This window comes from Saprospiraceae bacterium (assembly GCA_016713025.1).
Classification (GTDB): Bacteria; Bacteroidota; Bacteroidia; order Chitinophagales; family Saprospiraceae; genus OLB9.
On record JADJPZ010000004.1, the window covers coordinates 1,230,062 to 1,246,960 of the forward strand.

The 16,899-nt window shown below is 37.4% G+C and carries 10 protein-coding genes; 4 read left to right on the forward strand and 6 right to left on the reverse strand.

All coding sequences use genetic code 11. The annotated features are described in order from the left end of the window. Positions 1-176 precede the first annotated feature (176 nt). Both IPK35_11675 and IPK35_11680 read left to right on the forward strand, forming a co-directional pair. The gene (locus tag IPK35_11675; GenBank protein ID MBK8053899.1) at positions 177-2,981 is read left to right on the forward strand and encodes a TonB-dependent receptor; all 2,805 of its coding nucleotides are present in this window, start codon (positions 177-179) and stop codon (positions 2,979-2,981) included. 50 nt (positions 2,982-3,031) lie between these two features. Further along, the gene (locus IPK35_11680; protein MBK8053900.1) at positions 3,032-4,597 is read left to right on the forward strand and encodes a T9SS type A sorting domain-containing protein; all 1,566 of its coding nucleotides are present in this window, start codon (positions 3,032-3,034) and stop codon (positions 4,595-4,597) included. 474 nt (positions 4,598-5,071) lie between these two features. Here IPK35_11680 and IPK35_11685 read toward each other — a convergent pair whose 3' ends face one another. Both IPK35_11685 and IPK35_11690 read right to left on the reverse strand, forming a co-directional pair. Further along, a complete protein-coding gene (locus tag IPK35_11685; GenBank protein ID MBK8053901.1) occupies positions 5,072-5,416 on the reverse strand; it encodes a MerR family transcriptional regulator in 345 nt (114 codons plus the stop codon). A gap of 170 nt (positions 5,417-5,586) precedes the next feature. Further along, complete coding sequence (locus IPK35_11690; protein MBK8053902.1) at positions 5,587-5,895, reverse strand: DUF3467 domain-containing protein; 309 nt, start codon at positions 5,893-5,895, stop codon at positions 5,587-5,589. A gap of 191 nt (positions 5,896-6,086) precedes the next feature. Here IPK35_11690 and IPK35_11695 point away from each other — a divergent pair, with 191 nt between their 5' ends. Continuing rightward, complete coding sequence (locus IPK35_11695; GenBank protein ID MBK8053903.1) at positions 6,087-7,322, forward strand: NADP-dependent isocitrate dehydrogenase; 1,236 nt, start codon at positions 6,087-6,089, stop codon at positions 7,320-7,322. Positions 7,323-7,421: 99 nt separating this feature from the next. Next, positions 7,422-8,006: an HAD family hydrolase gene (locus IPK35_11700; GenBank protein MBK8053904.1), complete on the forward strand. Its 585-nt coding sequence runs from the start codon at positions 7,422-7,424 to the stop codon at positions 8,004-8,006. Between the two features lie 215 nt (positions 8,007-8,221). Here the strand turns inward: IPK35_11700 and IPK35_11705 are convergent, their stop codons facing one another. The 4 genes from IPK35_11705 to IPK35_11720 form a co-directional block, all read right to left on the reverse strand. After that, positions 8,222-9,289 carry a dipeptide epimerase gene (locus IPK35_11705; protein ID MBK8053905.1) on the reverse strand — a complete coding sequence of 356 codons (1,068 nt, stop codon included), beginning with the start codon at positions 9,287-9,289 and terminating at the stop codon, positions 8,222-8,224. Beyond that, a complete protein-coding gene (locus IPK35_11710; protein ID MBK8053906.1) occupies positions 9,286-10,356 on the reverse strand; it encodes a DUF1611 domain-containing protein in 1,071 nt (356 codons plus the stop codon). Before IPK35_11710 ends, IPK35_11705 begins: the two co-directional genes overlap by 4 nt. A gap of 17 nt (positions 10,357-10,373) precedes the next feature. Further along, the gene (locus tag IPK35_11715) at positions 10,374-12,890 is read right to left on the reverse strand and encodes a serine hydrolase (GenBank protein ID MBK8053907.1); all 2,517 of its coding nucleotides are present in this window, start codon (positions 12,888-12,890) and stop codon (positions 10,374-10,376) included. A gap of 302 nt (positions 12,891-13,192) precedes the next feature. Continuing rightward, entirely contained in the window at positions 13,193-16,660 is a 3,468-nt protein-coding gene (locus tag IPK35_11720) for a T9SS type A sorting domain-containing protein (GenBank protein ID MBK8053908.1), read from the reverse strand. Positions 16,661-16,899 lie beyond the last annotated feature (239 nt).

Sequence of the window (16,899 nt, forward strand, 5' to 3'; positions counted from 1 at the left end):
ATACATAATATAAAATATTATTTTTTTCATACAATAGTATTTCTGAAGTCGGATACGGTTTTCTGATTAAAATAAATAAAAAAAAAATAGTGAAATAGCTTGTTTTTATAAATTCTTGTTATTTTGCACCTGTTTTTTACAATTTGTTAACAATCGATCTTTCATTACGCCACATTATGACTATTAAGCCATATATCAAAGTTTTATATTTCTTTCTTTCTATTTTTATTTGTAACCATTTATCCGGCCAGATTACTCTCAAAGGGGAAGTTTTAGATGAAGGTAATGGAGAAGCATTGATTGGAGCCAACGTGATATTAAAAAATGACCCTACCAAGGGGACAGTTACTGATTTTGATGGATCATTTGAACTAAAAGTAGATAAGTTGCCTTGTGTGTTAAACATCTCTTATATAGGTTACACGCCGAAAGATATAGAAGTGACAGTTTCCGGGCAAAAATTGAAAATATTACTTGGGGAAGAATCTGTTACAATAGATTTGGGTGTAGAAATAAAAGGGCAACGAATATCTGAAAAACAAAAAGCTGCGCCACTCACTATTGAATCTCTCGATGCTATAGCTATCAAACAAACTGCGTCAACAGATTTCTACAACGGATTAGGTTCATTGAAAGGGGTTGACCTTACGACCGCAAGCCTTGGATTTACAGTTATAAATACAAGGGGTTTCAACAGTACCAGTCCGGTACGCTCATTACAGACTATAGATGGTGTAGATAACCAATCGCCAGGCTTAAACTTTTCACTTGGTAATTTCCTGGGTTCTTCTGAGTTGGATATACAAAAAGTGGATCTGGTAGTAGGCGCCAGCTCTGCATTTTATGGACCGAATGCCTTCAATGGTGTCATCGCTATGGAGACCAAAAATCCTTTTTTCAGTAAAGGATTGGCGGCCAGTGTCAAAGTGGGTGAGAGGTCTCTTCTGGAGACAGCTGTCAGATATGCTGATGTCTTTAAAAATAAAAGCGGTAAGCCTTTTTTAGCCTATAAGCTTAATTTCTCTTACCTAAGAGCCAATGATTGGGGAGCTGACAATTATTACCCGATCACTGATGCAAGAGGGAATGACATTTTTAGTGCTGCATTAAACCCGGGAGGATCCAATGCAGTAAACGTTTATGGTGATGAATACAATATTTTATTTAATGGTACAGACTTTAATTCTTTTACAGGGTTAAATACTTTTCACCGAAGAGGTTACAAGGAGGAAGATTTGGTAGATTACGACACCAGAAATATCAAATCCGGTGTGGCGGTCCATATTAGGACAAACCCTTCAAAGGATTTCGAATCCCCTGAAATTATTGCTTCATCCAATTTTGGCTACGGTACCACGGTCTATCAGGGGGATAATAGATTTAGTCTTAGGGGTATACAGTTCTATCAACATCGTCTTGAATTCAGAAAAAAAGATAAATATTTTATTAGGGCTTTCGCAACACATGAAGATGCAGGAGATTCATATGATCCATATTTTACTGCTCAAAAAATGATTGAAGCCAGCTCATCCAATGATTCATGGGATAGGGCATACCGTGACTGGTGGGAACGAAATAATTCTTTCAACAAATTGAAAGCCCTCGGTATGTCACAAGACAATTTCCAACAATGGCAAAAAGAAAATAAAAGTGTTTTGGATGATTTTCACAGACAAGCGCAAAATTTTGCATCATCTTCCAACAGGACCTTTAACATTAATGATTTTTATCAGCCTGGTACGCCACGATTTGACTCCCTTTTTAATTCTATCACTTCTCGAAAAAATAATAGGGTTGAAAATGGCACAAGATTTTTTGATCGTTCTGCTTTGTTTCATATACATAGTGAATACAAATTTTCTTCAGATTTCTTCAAAGAAGTCACTATTGGTGCCAATGGCAGAATGTACAAACCCAATTCTGAAGGTACTATATTTACCGATGAAACAGAAAGAATCACCAATATAGAATTTGGTGTTTATGGAGGAGCTAGTAAACAATTCGGTAATTTTACTTTATCAGCGGCCACAAGATTAGATAAAAATCAGAATTTTGATTTTCTGTTTTCACCGGCTGGTTCTGTGGTCTGGAAACCATCTGATAATAATTATCTGAGAGTTTCATTTTCATCCGCCATCAGAAATCCGACGTTGACCGATCAATACCTGGATTTGGAAGTTGGGCCTGCCAGATTGCTGGGGAATTTAAATGGGTATGATAGTTTAGTCACTTTAAATTCGTTTTTGGATAACCGAAATGATCCGAGGCTTGCATTAAAAGAGATCTCTATAGGTCCTATAAGATCTGAAAAAGTCAAAACTTTTGAAGTCGGTTACAGGACAACATTGTTTGAAAAGTTATTTTTGGATGCAAGTTATTACTATAACGTTTATGATGATTTTATTGGCTACCAGATTGGATTAAAAATACCTATTATATATGTTGAGTTGATTCCAGGTTTCCCTCCAACCCCTATCAGACAGTTTACTAATATTAAAGCAGTCAGAGTGTCAGCAAATTCAGATAAAATTGTCAATTCGCAGGGTTTTGCATTGGGCTTTAATTATTACTTTGGACGATATTATTCTTTTAATGGAAACTACAGTTATAACAATCTCATCACACAGGTAGATGATGATATTGTTCCGGCCTTCAATACACCTAGAAACAAATACAATATCGGTGTATCAGGTAGAGATATTCCGTTGGGTGAAGGTAAAAATGTTCTGGGTTTTAACCTGAATTATAAATGGATTCAAAGTTTTACATTTGAAGGCTCTCCTCAGTTTACCGGATTGATTCCGACTTACGATTTGGTGGACGCACAGGTCAATTATACTATACCAAAATATCATTTGGTTGTAAAACTGGGTGCATCCAATGCGCTCAATAATAAACAGTTCCAAACTTATGGTGGACCAAGAATCGGCAGAATGGCTTATCTTACTATTACATATGACTTTAAATCTAAAATTCATTAATTAACATTAAAAAAATTTTTCACATGCGAATTTTTACTAAATTATTCATTTTGATAGTTCTGTTAACTATCTCAAACTATTCTATTGCTCAGGAGGGGCGATTTACAAAAGAAGTATTTACCAAGGTAAATGTATCTACTTTAGGACCTGCAACTGGGTTGCAACAAAATTTTTCAGTAATGCCATGGGTAGGAGGGCTGTCGGCTACTCCACCAGCAACTGCAGGTACAGTACGCCAACCACTTAGGGCCCAATTTTATACACCTGACGGAGATGCTAAAAAAGACAGACCATTGATTATATTTTTACACACGGGTAATTTTTTTCCATATGCTGTTAACGGATCATGTGGTGGAACAGTTGCCGATTCTGTCAATGTGGAAATGGCTACCAGATTAGCTAAAATGGGATATGTAGTTGCTGTAGTAGAATATAGACAAGGATGGCTCCCAACTATAGCCCTAGAGATCATGAAGCGTTATTCATTGATACAAGCTGCCTACAGAGGGGTTCAGGACGTAAATAGTTACGTACGTTATTTCAAAAAAAGTGTTAAGGACTTAAGTAACCCACATGGTATTGATACCACAAAAATTACAGTATGGGGTGTAGGAACAGGTGGATACTTGTCTTTGGCAAGTGCATTTTTGAATCAATACTCTGAAATCACCAATACCCCTGGTGGTAAGTGGCTGCTTCCTACCTCAGCTACAACTTCAATTCCCATGATTATTGAAGCTCAAAATGGTTTAATCAACGGAGATGGTCCTCCAACAGTTGCAACCGAACAATATGTACCTGTTTTACAATTATTCTTCAAAGCTGGTGACACCTTAAGTGTTCCAAATCATGAAGGATTTAACTCAGAGTATGCACTTACAGTAAATATGGGAGGTGCATTGGGTGATTCATCATGGATTTCATCCAATGAAACCCCTATAATTTCTTTTCATGTCGGTAGTGATGCTTTTGCACCGTGTAAAACATCAATTTTAAGGGTACCAACTCAAAGGGGACCTGAGCCAGTTGTTGAAGTCTCAGGATCATGTGACGTTGCTACAATAGCCGATAGAAAGGGATTAAATGAAATCTTTAAAACGATTCCGGCCGGAAAAGACCCTTTTAAAGCAGCGAGTAAAACTACAAATTTAGGTTTTTATCGTTTTGAAGGTACACCTAATGATTCCGGTTCTCCATGGGAGTGGACAAATGCAGCGCAACCTAAACCAGGAACAGATCCAAACACTAAGGATTGTAATACAAATGCTGTATCAGCAAGAAAATATATCGACACTATCTTGGGTTATTTTGCACCTAGAGCATGTGTTGCCTTAAAATTAAATTGTTGGTCTGCATCAACAAGCGTCACTGATGCCCAGGTAAATCTAAAACTCGCTCCAAACCCGGCTACTTCTGAAATCAACATTACTGTAGCTGACAACAAGCCTGTAAAATCATACGCTATCTACGATATCAGCGGACGAATGCTCAGAAACATGAATGATGTCAACAGTTCTTTTGTTGCTGTTCGTCGTGAAAATCTTCAGGATGGAATGTATCTTATTCAACTCAGATTTGAAGAGGGAGTACTGACCAAGAAGGTGATATTTGAATGATAAAATTCATGTGAAATACTTTAAAGGCTCTGCAGTCAGTATTGCAGGGCCTTTTTTGGTGGATTGACTTTCAAGATAATATTTCGGTGCAATATCCAAATGATCTCACACTAATGAATGATGGTTGGAGGTTAAAATGTATAAAGTTTTCTACTTCAGTCTGTATTGAAGGTTTTCAATGCGTAGTTCTAAAAAATCTAAGTCAATTATACTTTCATCAAAAGGTAATCAGCCCGAAATCTGATAATTTTTCATTGTGAAATATCAATGAATGGTTAAATTACAGTCAAAACTGGTGAGTTAACACAGTTTCCAATCAATAGGAAAGTGGGTATAATTTGACAAAGGAGAATTAGAATTCAACAATTATGATTTTAAACTTTCGCAATCAATTTTCTGTCTGAAGCAAAACTTCTGAAAGCTTTTAAATGGAGGATCTTGGAAGTGTTTTTGGATGAAGTAGAAGGCTGATTACTAATTTTCATCAGACTCAATCATGTTCTTCAATTTCAGGATATCAGTTTTTAAAGAAACTAATTTTTTAAGCATTTGATTTTGTTCTCTGCTGGTAGATTTTTCAGATTGAAGTTCTTTTTTTGCCCCATCAATTGTAAATCCTCTTTCCTTGATTAGGATGTAAACACTCTCGAGTTTATGGATATCTTTTGGAGTGTATCTTCTTTCACCTTTACTGTTCTTTGCCGGACTCAAATAGGGTATTTCGCCCTCCCAATATCTGATGACCGATGTAGCAACACCGAACATTTCGGCGACCTCGCCGATAGAGTAATATAACTTAGTTAAATCAGCTGGCAGCATTACTTTATTTGATAATAGCTAATGTACTGCCATTTAAACCATTCAGATCAAAAATAGTTTCGATCTTTTGGATTTATTTTGAGATTCCCAAAAGTGATTTTTATCACCTTGATCAAACTGCCACTAAATCCCTCTTTTTAGTTATTTTATAAGATGATCAAACATTAAGATCAGGCCATTCCTGCTGTGGGAAAATTCATGGGAGGCATCATGCCAGCATCAGGATCTTCAATGTTTCCATACTGATTTTCATATCGTTTGACATTGTCCATAAGTGCTTTCATCAGACGTTTTGCATGTTGTGGTGTTAGGATTATTCGTGATTTAACCTTAGCTTTTGGTACGTTCGGCACCAAACGTATGAAATCCACTATAAACTCAGAGTGCGAATGTGAAATGATAGCAAGGTTGGAATAAGTACCTTCTGCGATTTCTTCTGACAATTCTATATTGATCTGATTTTCCTGTATATCTGACATTGTACTGATAATTTTAAAATACAAATTTAAAAACGCAAATGTAGCATAAATAGTTTTTATTCAATCGAAATAAGTAATTAATTGAAATGATTTTATGTCTCAACTATTAATGCCCACATGTTTTCAAGAATAATTGGAAAAACGTATATTTGCACTTCTTTACAATAATTCAAAAATAAAAAATACAAAAAATGGGAATAAAAAAAATCAAGGTGACCAATCCGGTAGTGGAATTGGATGGAGATGAAATGACCAGAATTATCTGGAAATTTATAAAAGATAAACTGATAGTCCCGTATCTGGATATTGATATCAAATATTATGATCTTGGTATGGAATATCGTGATGAAACTGATGATCAGGTCACCATTGATGCTGCCAATGCTATCAAACAATATGGAGTCGGGATCAAATGTGCTACTATCACTCCTGATGAAGCACGCGTTAAGGAATTTAACCTAAAACAAATGTGGAAGTCGCCAAATGGTACCATAAGAAACATCCTGGATGGAACTGTCTTTCGCGAACCAATAGTCATGAGCAATGTACCTCGTCTTGTACCCAACTGGACTTCTCCGATTATCATCGGGAGACATGCATTTGGTGATCAGTACAGAGCCACAGATACAGTAACCAAAGGAAAAGGAAAGCTGACGATGACTTTTACAGCCGAAGATGGTGCCGAAACAAGTTGGACTGTGTTTGACTTTAAAGGAGATGGTGTAGCTTTATGTATGTACAATACTGATGAATCTATCAAAGGATTTGCACATTCTTGTTTTAATATGGCGATCTCCAAAGGGTGGCCATTATATCTTTCGACAAAAAATACAATTCTTAAAAAATATGACGGAAGATTTAAAGATATATTTGAAGAGATATACCTGGCTGACTACAAATCAAAATTTGATGAATTAGGGATAGTCTATGAACACAGATTAATCGACGATATGGTTGCAAGTGCCTTAAAGTGGAATGGTAGTTTTGTATGGGCTTGTAAAAATTATGATGGTGATGTCCAATCTGATACAGTGGCACAGGGTTTCGGTTCATTGGGATTGATGACATCAGTCCTCATCACACCCGATGGCACGACTATGGAGGCTGAAGCCGCTCATGGGACCGTTACCCGACATTACAGAGACCATCAGGCTGGAAAACCAACATCAACAAACCCGATAGCGTCTATATATGCATGGACAAGAGGGCTTGCTTTCAGAGGTAAACTTGATGGCAATGAAGATCTTATCAAATTTAGTCAGGCGCTTGAAGATGTATGCGTTGAGACTGTCGAAAGTGGAAAAATGACCAAAGATCTGGCTGTAATCATCCATGGCAATAAAGTGACGCATGGTGCACATTATTTGTATACTGAGGAGTTTTTGGAAGAATTGGATAAAGGATTAAAGACTAAGCTGGGCTACTAATCATTACTTTTTTCAAATTGGATTGTGTTAAACTATTTTCGTAATCCAATTTCGTTCGGGCTTATGTCATAATTGCTGTTCAGTAGAATTAGAACACTCATGAAAACACATGTACCTTTTTGCTGGCCAACATTTAAAGTCGATCCATCCTGGTCTTTGTTTTTGGATAGGGACGGAGTTATTAATGAGCGTCTACCTAACGATTATGTTAAATCCTGGTCAGAATTCAGGTTTCTCCCCGGAGTATTAGATGCTATCGGAGAGTTATCAGCTCTATTTCATAGAGTATTTATTGTGACCAATCAGGCAGGTATAGAAAGAGGATTTTTTACACACGATGATTTGAAGGATATTCATGAAAAGATGTTGGACTGTATCTTGTATCACGGAGGCAGAATTGATGAAATATATTACTGTCCATATAAAGGAGATCTTGATCCACTATGCAGAAAACCAAATCCTTGTATGGCTTTAGAAGCAAAAAGTGATTTTCCTGAAATTGATTTCAAAAAATGCCTAATGGTAGGAGATTCGGATGGAGACATAGCATTTGGAAATAATTTAGGTATGAAAACCATTTTAGTAGGCGATAAAAATGATAATTCTTTTGCTTATAAAAACTCTTTACCGGATGCAAGATTAGATTCGTTGACTGATGTTGTTTCATTTTTGAAGAGTTTATGAGCTTGATTAGTTAATTTATAATCCAAAACGACTGAGGACCGTATAGTCAAACAAGCTAATATCTTAATGTGCTTAAATTCAATATATTATGAACTAATTTCAAAATAGTCGTCTTTTTTGGTTGCCTGACTCCCTAGTCAAGCAAAATGAGTTGATTATTGTATAGTCAGAACATGATCTATTGATTAACAACTAAGAAACATTTTAAACATACTTTAACAATGGTTTATTCCAAGCCCAGGCAGATCATTTGGGTACATATAGCCATCTATTATGGTAAACCCACCTAAAAAAAATGGATCTTCAATATCTAAACTGCCATCGAGGTCCAGATATTTTGTGTTTTTACATGAATAGGCTGCGTGCATTGCTGCCGTAATACTGACGATATTTTCATCGTTGCATCCCCAAAAGAGAGAAATACCGGACTTTAGAGCAATTTCAGAAATTTGACGTGCACCCATGATACCACCACACTTCATCAGTTTGATATTGAATATACCAAATGGTTGTGTTCTTTTAGCCAATTTGATGGCTGAATGAATATTGATCAGGGATTCATCTGCTACCAAAATGCTTTTTTCGCTTTCCTCCAGTTTATTTAACTCAACATCCATTTTAACAGGCAAAGGTTGCTCAATGAGTTCGATATCAATTTTTTTTGTTTCCTTGATAAACCGTTGCAATGCAAACAAATCATATCCCTGATTGGCATCCACACGGATGATCATTTTATTCCCAAATGTTTCGGAGATTTTAGTTACTCTTTCTATGTCTTCATCAATATTTACGCCTGTTTTAATTTTTAAAATCCTGAATCCTTGCTCATAATATTGTTTGGCTTCCATTATCATCTCACTGACATCTTTTATTCCAATGGTGATCGATGTTGGAAGGGGTTTGATTTTTTGTCCATATATATTTAGCACCGAAACATTTTTATATTTGCCAAAGGCATCATGAAGGGCAATATCTATAGCTGCCTGCGTACCAGGTAAATCAGGAAAAAGCCTGACTACTGCGTTTATTAATTGTTGAAAATCGTTGATGTCTTTGCCGATGAGAAATTGTAAGGCATCACTTTGCAGGTTTTCCATTGTATTTTGTGGTGTTTCACCCACGACTTCCGGAAAAGGATTGGATGCACCGAAGCCCACAATACCATTGCTAAGTCTCAATTCAAATAACACTATGTCAGTATCAAATATAGTTTTATACGCTATGGTATAAGGTTTGGTTAGTGGAAATTTTTGCAAAGTGGATTCAAAACTTACAATTTTCATAGAGTATCGCTTGAAATTAAATTTCTGAGTATAGGGATAATACCATTTACTCCTTGTTGTAATGGTAGTAACACAGGTATATCCAATTCTTCTTCATACATGCTTTGAAATTGTTTCGATTCATCTTCTGTACAATCCTCTGTATTGATGGCAATAGCAATAACTTGCGAATCATACATTCTGATCAATTCTATTTCTGATTTGAGTGCATGGATGGCGCCCCAGGACTCTGTATGTTCATAAAACTGTCTTTTGGGAGCGTGTACCAAAATGACATATTTTGCATTGCCGGATACCAGCAATTCTGCGCCACAAGGGCCACTTGGGTTTCTTAAAGCCGACTGACCCTCGATGAATATGACATCTGGATGTGTATCCTTCCAGCAGCTGACGATGGCATGTTCCAGTTCGCCGGATATAAAGTCATTCAATGTAGAATCCAGGACAAAGCCATATTTCCCGCCTTGCAGCCAACCTGTTTGACCTGTGTATATCATTTGCGCATTGAGTCCAGCATTGTGACAAGCTTGTATTACATATCTGCAGGTAGTCCTTTTTCCCAATGCACAATCAGTGCCCAAAACAGCGATTATTGGTGATTTAACACTAAATATTTCTCCGGACCAGAAATGTAAGTCTTTTTTATTTTTTGGCTTTCTGACATCGATTAGCTGTACACCAGAATCATTTGCAGATTGTACTAAATCGGGAAAATCGGTCAGGTATTCATGCAAACCATTGACAATGGACATACCGTGATGTATACATGATTTTATGACGGGCAAAAATTCTTTGGGTAGTACTCCTCCTACGGTGGCTATTCCAATGATACAATACTGAATATCAAGTATTTGCTGGACTACTTCTTCTATATTTGACAGAACTGGGATATTTCTATGTTTTCCATCCAGCACTTCGCCGGCATCCTTACCGGCATGTTTGCTGTCTATTACAGCACATATCGTGAAACGTTCTGTGCCGCGTATCAGACCATGGGCTGTTTTAGCATCAGATTCATGCAGCATACCGTCCGCGAGGACGATAGCTTTGGGTTTATGCTCAGACATTTTTTGGTTTTCTGGGTTTATTCTTTTAACAATAGTTTTCCGGGATACTTCTGAGTTGATTTTTTATCTTTATATACTTTTATGCCATTCACCCATACGGACAGTATGCCATCGGACAATGCACCCGGATTTTTAATATCAGAGTTATCTTTTACGATTTCGGGATCAAACAAAACCATATCGGCAAAATATCCGGAAGCAATAACACCCCTTTTTTTCAAACCTACATGTTCAGCAGCCAGGGATGTCATTTTTTGAATGGCATTTTCAAGACGCATGATTTTTTTATCCCTTACATAATAGCCTAAAACCCTTGTGAAAGCACCAAATCCTCGGGGATGACCACCAATGGCACCATCAGAACAAATATTGGTGTGCGCCCAGGAAAGAAAAGGGACAATGTCTGAGTCGGTCATAGATTTACCCATGATTGTTTCAATACCACTGGCATCAGGATGGTCTTTTTCGTAGGATTCGGCAGCAGCTACCAGATAAAGGAGTGTTTTGGCTATGTTTTCATTCCTCATTTTGGCAATTTCTGATATAGTTTTGCCTATATAGGATGGCTCAGGAGCAAATCTGACCATAACAGAACCAAATGGGTCAAAAAGGTGATCTATAGCATAATTTGAACCAGAAAGACTAGTGAAATTTTTTTTCGGAAAAAGCACACGAATGGTTGAGTTCCAGAAATCATAAGGATAACAATCCGCAGTAATATCTATTCCATCCATTCTGGCACTCTGCAATTTGGCCAGAAGAGCAGGACCGGTACCCCATTCGTCTTTAAGTGCAATTTTAAGATGCGATATCTGCACTGGTAATTTTGCAATACGTCCTATATCAATGATTTCGTCGATGGCATCAGTCATATTTATATCTTCGCTCCTTATATGACTGATGTATCTTGTTTTAGCTTTTGCAGCTACTTTGGCCAATTCAATCACTTCATGACGACTGGCATAAAATCCTTCTTCATACTCCAGGCCTGATGACAAACCCAATGACCCTTTTGATAATTCTTCAGCCAGCAGGTTTTTCATTTTTTCCATTTCAGCAGGTGTTGACATCCGATTGAGATCATTATTTCCCATAGCCATTTCTCTTAGGGTAGCATGACCGGTGTATGTGGCGACATTGACAGCCCGAGGCGTTTTTTCAAATCTCGTTTTTAATGTATCCATCAGATAACTTCCTCCATCCTGACCGGAAACTATGGTGGTTATTCCTTGATTTAAAGCGGCAATGGCTTCGGGCATTCTATTGAGGGAGCTTTCGATATGGCTGTGTGTGTCTATAAATCCCGGCGCTAATATTTTGCCTTGGCCATCTTCTATTATTTCGTCTTTGTATGGTTTCAAATCCCCGACTGCCGATATTTTATCTCCTTCTATGCGCACAGATACATTACGTGTCGGTGTGTTGGTTCCATCTATCAATCTTATATTAGTTATAAGAAATGTATTGGGAATGCTTGCCGCTGAGCCACTAAAAATTGATCTTACTGCATTTCTTGCCAGCTCATTGTCTCCGCTGCTTAAAAAAATCAGGGTTCTTTGATTTTTTACATCTCGGATAATCAGGTTTTTGAACCCTACCCAGCTACCTGTATGAGAATATTGTTCGTTTTCCTTATCAATAAACCATCCGAATCCATATGGATAGGTAGTTCCATCCTTAAGTTTTACTGGTGAAAAGACTTTTTTCAAGGTTGATTTTTTTACCAGTTTTTCGGTATTCAGTGCTTGTTCCCAATTCAACAGGTCTCCGGCTGATGCATAAAAATTACCATCACCCGTTACTCCATCGATATAAAAAAGGTCATTAAATACTCTTTTACCGTCTTTTTCAGAAAATCCCCTTACATGAGTGACTGGGATATTGCTATTGTATACATTGTGCACGTAGGTATGTTTCAGTCCAAGCGGTTTCACAATATTTTCATCAACAAAACCTGCCAAAGTCTGCTTGGATATTCTTTCTATAACGACTGCCAGTAAGATGTACCCAGTATTGGAATAATTCCATTTTGTCCCGGGTTCAAAATCTATCGAAGGTTTTAGATTTACGAATAATTTGACCATTTTTTCATTGTCAAGGGTATCCAGCGGGCTCCTGTTCTGTATAAAAAGTGATTCATAATCAGGAATCCCTGAAGTATGGGTCAAAAGATGGCGGATACTGACATTTTCATAAGGTAGTTCAGGGATATATTTTTTTACATTGTCGTCAATGCTAAGTTTTCCTTTTTCTTCGAGCATCATGATACACATGGCAACAAATTGTTTGGATATGGATGCCAGATTGAACGATGATTCCGGAATTAATGGTTTGTTGGTAGCAATATCAGTGACCCCTAAGCTTTTTTGAAATAAAATTTTCCCATTCTCAGCATAAAGAACAGCTCCGTTGAACCTACCTGTATTGTATAAATTTGTTAGAGTTGAATCCAGTTGTCCGGAAATATTGGAAATCTGAGAGCGACAAAAAACTATTGATAGTAAAACAAAAACGAATGACATAATATACCGCATAATGCAAGATAATTTGCGCTAAGATACAGAGTATTGAAATGTGTTGATACTTTAGATAGTCAATTTGTGAAATTAATCAAAAGTCATTAAAAGGTATTAGCCTCTTTTAAAGGAATATTATGCGAAAATTTAAATAAATAATTACAAAATAAAAAAGTCCTTTCTGTACAAATACAAAAAGGACTAATAAAAAACTATATTGAGAGTATCTTTAAAAATTATTCATAAAATTGTGACGATATATTGTTGTCATTTTTGGCTCTTATTTATATCAGGAAAATAAGAGTCATATTCACCACACTTTATTCTTTTATAAATTTATGTGACGATTTTAAGATTCCTTCTTCACTGACTATTTTGACAAAATAAATACCCTTTGCCAATTGATCTACATCCAATGTTGTCAGCATCTCATTAACATTTTGCTGATATATCATCTTGCCAGCTACATCAAAGATTTTAATCTGATTAGAACTATTCGGAGATATAATATAAATGTTAAGTCTGTCTCTGGCTGGATTTGGGAATAAGTTTACCACTGTTTCTTGAGTTTCAAACTGATTATCTCCATTCAATTCCTGACCTGCAGCTGTACCTAACTGTACTCTTAAAGTATAACAATTTGTGGCATTGAAGGCACTGCTGTTCTGACCATTAACCCTCGCATAGTAGGTTCCCGGCGTATATGTTCTGGCTATTGATTCATTATTTGTGCTACTTAGAGTTGATGAAGCTAGTAAGGAGCCCGAACTATTGTAAATCCTTAGGTTGTAATTTGCAGGCAGATTTGTTAATGTTACTGTGGCAGTTCCTCCTGTGGTAATAACAAATTTATAATAATCATTGTCTCCGCTTGGATTGATTAAGCCAAAAACATCTGTATTGAAAGGTATTGTTGCTGCCCCGGAAATGGTTCCGTTAGTGGATACATCATATACACTGGGGCATGTTGTAGCTGCGGCTGTTGTAAATTGTGCTTGAGTGTAAGCACTACTACCGCCGGTACAATTAGTTCTGACTCTCCAGTCATAAAGGCTGCTTGCGGTCAAACCCGTTAAATTAACAGTAAGAGATGTTGTAGCTGCTGCAGCTGTTGTCCATGTCGATGCACTATTCAATTTATATTCGACGGTATAATTGGAAGCACCAGCTACTGTAGACCAACTTACGGTAGCTGCGGAAGAAGTAATGTTACTGCTTGAAAGCCCTGTTGGTGCGTTACAAGTGACTGTAGTTAAAGTTGTAAATTGTGCCTGAGTGTAAGCTCCTGTAGCTCCGCTGCAATTAGCCCTTACTCTGTAATCATAAGTTGTATTTTGAGATAAACCAGAAAGATTTTGCGACAATAGTGTTGTACCTGTTGCAAGGTTTATCCATGTTGATGAAGTATTCACCTTGTAATCTACGTCGTAACTGATTGCGCCAGCAAGTGCATTCCAGGATATAGTTGCACTATTCGTGGTTATATTTGAAGAAGCGAGTCCAGCCACTGCTCCGCATGTTGGGCTCACAGCAAGTGCAGCAGTAAAAATACCACGTCCATGTGTTGCTGCGGCCAATAACCCATCACTTGCTCTGTACTGCAACATGTCCGTCCGTACATTAGGAAAACTGGTTTCCGGATTCCACACTGTTGATGAGCCATTAATCAATGAAGTTTGCCATACACCTGTTTCAGTAGCAATGATTGCTTTAGTATTATCTCCAGGATAAAACATAGCCCATCTCACCGGCATATCAGGAAGATTTCCGTCAATCTGTGACCATGATGTTCCGCCATTTGTTGTAACCCAGACATTATTTATTCCATAATTTGAAAAAGTGACTATAATATTTTGTTCGTCTGTTCCCAATTCTATGTTTGAAATATTAGCACCACTTATACCCAATGTACTTCCAATGTTAGTAATTGTTGGAGTAGTAGCATTAGCATTGGTGACCTTTACTAATGTTGATGCGACACCACTTGCTTGTCCTGCAAAATAAACGGTATGATTCGTAAAAGGCGAAACTTTCAGAGCCGATACTTTTCCATTATTGAATTGGGATACTGTTCTGGTCGAAAATGTAGATCCGGTCTGTGGATTTGTCCAAATGACATATTGATTGGCATTGCCGCTACAATACATGATATTATTGGCATCATCATAGTCAGTGGGATTAATGAACCGACCCGCAGAACTTGAGTAATTTATTGAAGACCAGGTACTTCCACCATTTGTACTTCTTCGGTACTGATTATAGACATAAGCTCCAAACTGATAGTTTCCATTGTCCTGATCTATATGACTAAAAGCACCATCTCCTCCCGTCACTTCAATGGATGAAGCCAGTCCCGGTGCATTCATACTATGTGTTCCGTTATCCTGAGTTCCGCCCAAAAAGTAATTTGTAGAAGTAGGGTGAATGGCTACGGAATAGTATTGTTTTATTCTTAGGCCTTCGTTTCTATCATTAAAGGTAGTACCGCCATCCGGTGAAACATGTATTCCTCCATCACTTGCAACAATTACTCTATTGTCAGGTCTCCAAATCATAGATTGTTGATCCGCATGAACATATTGACCTGTTGTGCCCACCCAATTGCTTATTTTTGACCAACTTGTACCACCGTTAGTAGATCGATAGCAATCCAGACTACCGACAATCACATTATTTGCATTATTAGGGTCTATAGCTACAGCCATACAATACCATGCCTGACCACTTGTAAAAGCAGGTGTCGCTGCCGTGGCAGACCAATTTACACCTCCATTGGTAGATTTATAGATTGTCGGAACTTCCCAACTGGAGTTAGATGGCAGTGCATACAATGTGTTTCCGCTACTTGCCAGTGTCACATTATAGTTGCAGGGAAAAGTGGTGGACGGACTACTCCAGGTTGTTGATGTGACTGTAGCAGGGTTATCAGTATATCTATATCCTGATGTTGCGGTAGTACTATTAAAGTATCCACAGACTATATGCAATCTGCCGGTATTACTAAGTTCAAGGTCAGGCACTCTCTTGTCCAAACCTGATGGAGATATGTCATCCCATACACTAGTTGATTTTGTGTACCTTCTCAATCCCGCATTGTTTGATGTAGAATTACATCCTACATATAAGTTGCCTTGAGCGTCACAAATGACTTTACTGACATTCCAGAAAGAAGTGGTTCCTGCCATCAGAGTCCACGTCACTCCATGATCATTGCTCATCCAAACACCTGATCCGCGCACGGCATCAGCATTGATAGCTTTTTCACCTGTTCCAAAATACATAATATTGTGGTTGGTAGGATCCTGACAAATGCTGCCTATAGCAAGATTTCCCAAAAAGTCATTTACCAAGGTCCAGGTGGCTGGTCTAACAGAAATATCGTTTGTTTTCCAAATACCGCCATCTATTCCGCCTACCCAGAAAGTATTTCCAGTTGGATCTGAAAGATCTACCCACATGGCTCTGACTCTTCCTGATGTAATGGCTCCTGTACCTGGTCTTGTGTTTCCATTGCTTGAACCGACTATATCCTTAAATGGACCTCTTTCTGTCCAAACCAAAGGCGATCTGTTACCACTGTATTTGGTCAATAATCTTTCTCTCACTTCATAAGCTTGATTCAATCGAAACTTTGGCACATATCCCAGATTTGGGTCTTTTGTGATGTCAATTTCATGCTGAAGACGGCGGGATATGCCATTTGCGGTTTCCTTAACTTCTCTGATTTGAGCATCTAATAAATAAGTCTGCAAGAGCAAAACAAATAAAATAATAAAAGGTGATTTCATTGTAAAGATTTATTAGTTAAAAAATAAACATAAGCATAGCCATTGGATAAAATTTCCATTAATCAAAAGAAATACAAATGTTTTTAGGTGAAGTAGTACAAATGTAAAGCTTCATTTGTAAAAAAATCAAAATTTTAATATAAAATCTTTCCAAATTTAAAAAATTGGTCGAATATACGGATAGACAAATCAGGGTATTCCCTAGTTATTTCATTATTCAGCAACTCAAATATTTTTAA

What these genes read in the sequence shown, in the direction of transcription:
- IPK35_11675 (MBK8053899.1), top strand. Translation starts at nt 177, where the DNA reads ATGACTATTAAGCCATATATCAAAGTTTTATATTTCTTTCTTTCTATT.
- IPK35_11685 (MBK8053901.1), bottom strand. Translation starts at nt 5,416, where the DNA reads ATGCTGCCAGCTGATTTAACTAAGTTATATTACTCTATCGGCGAGGTC.
- IPK35_11690 (MBK8053902.1), bottom strand. Translation starts at nt 5,895, where the DNA reads ATGTCAGATATACAGGAAAATCAGATCAATATAGAATTGTCAGAAGAA.
- IPK35_11695 (MBK8053903.1), top strand. Translation starts at nt 6,087, where the DNA reads ATGGGAATAAAAAAAATCAAGGTGACCAATCCGGTAGTGGAATTGGAT.
- IPK35_11700 (MBK8053904.1), top strand. Translation starts at nt 7,422, where the DNA reads ATGAAAACACATGTACCTTTTTGCTGGCCAACATTTAAAGTCGATCCA.
- IPK35_11705 (MBK8053905.1), bottom strand. Translation starts at nt 9,289, where the DNA reads ATGAAAATTGTAAGTTTTGAATCCACTTTGCAAAAATTTCCACTAACC.
- IPK35_11710 (MBK8053906.1), bottom strand. Translation starts at nt 10,356, where the DNA reads ATGTCTGAGCATAAACCCAAAGCTATCGTCCTCGCGGACGGTATGCTG.
- IPK35_11715 (MBK8053907.1), bottom strand. Translation starts at nt 12,890, where the DNA reads ATGCGGTATATTATGTCATTCGTTTTTGTTTTACTATCAATAGTTTTT.
- IPK35_11720 (MBK8053908.1), bottom strand. Translation starts at nt 16,660, where the DNA reads ATGAAATCACCTTTTATTATTTTATTTGTTTTGCTCTTGCAGACTTAT.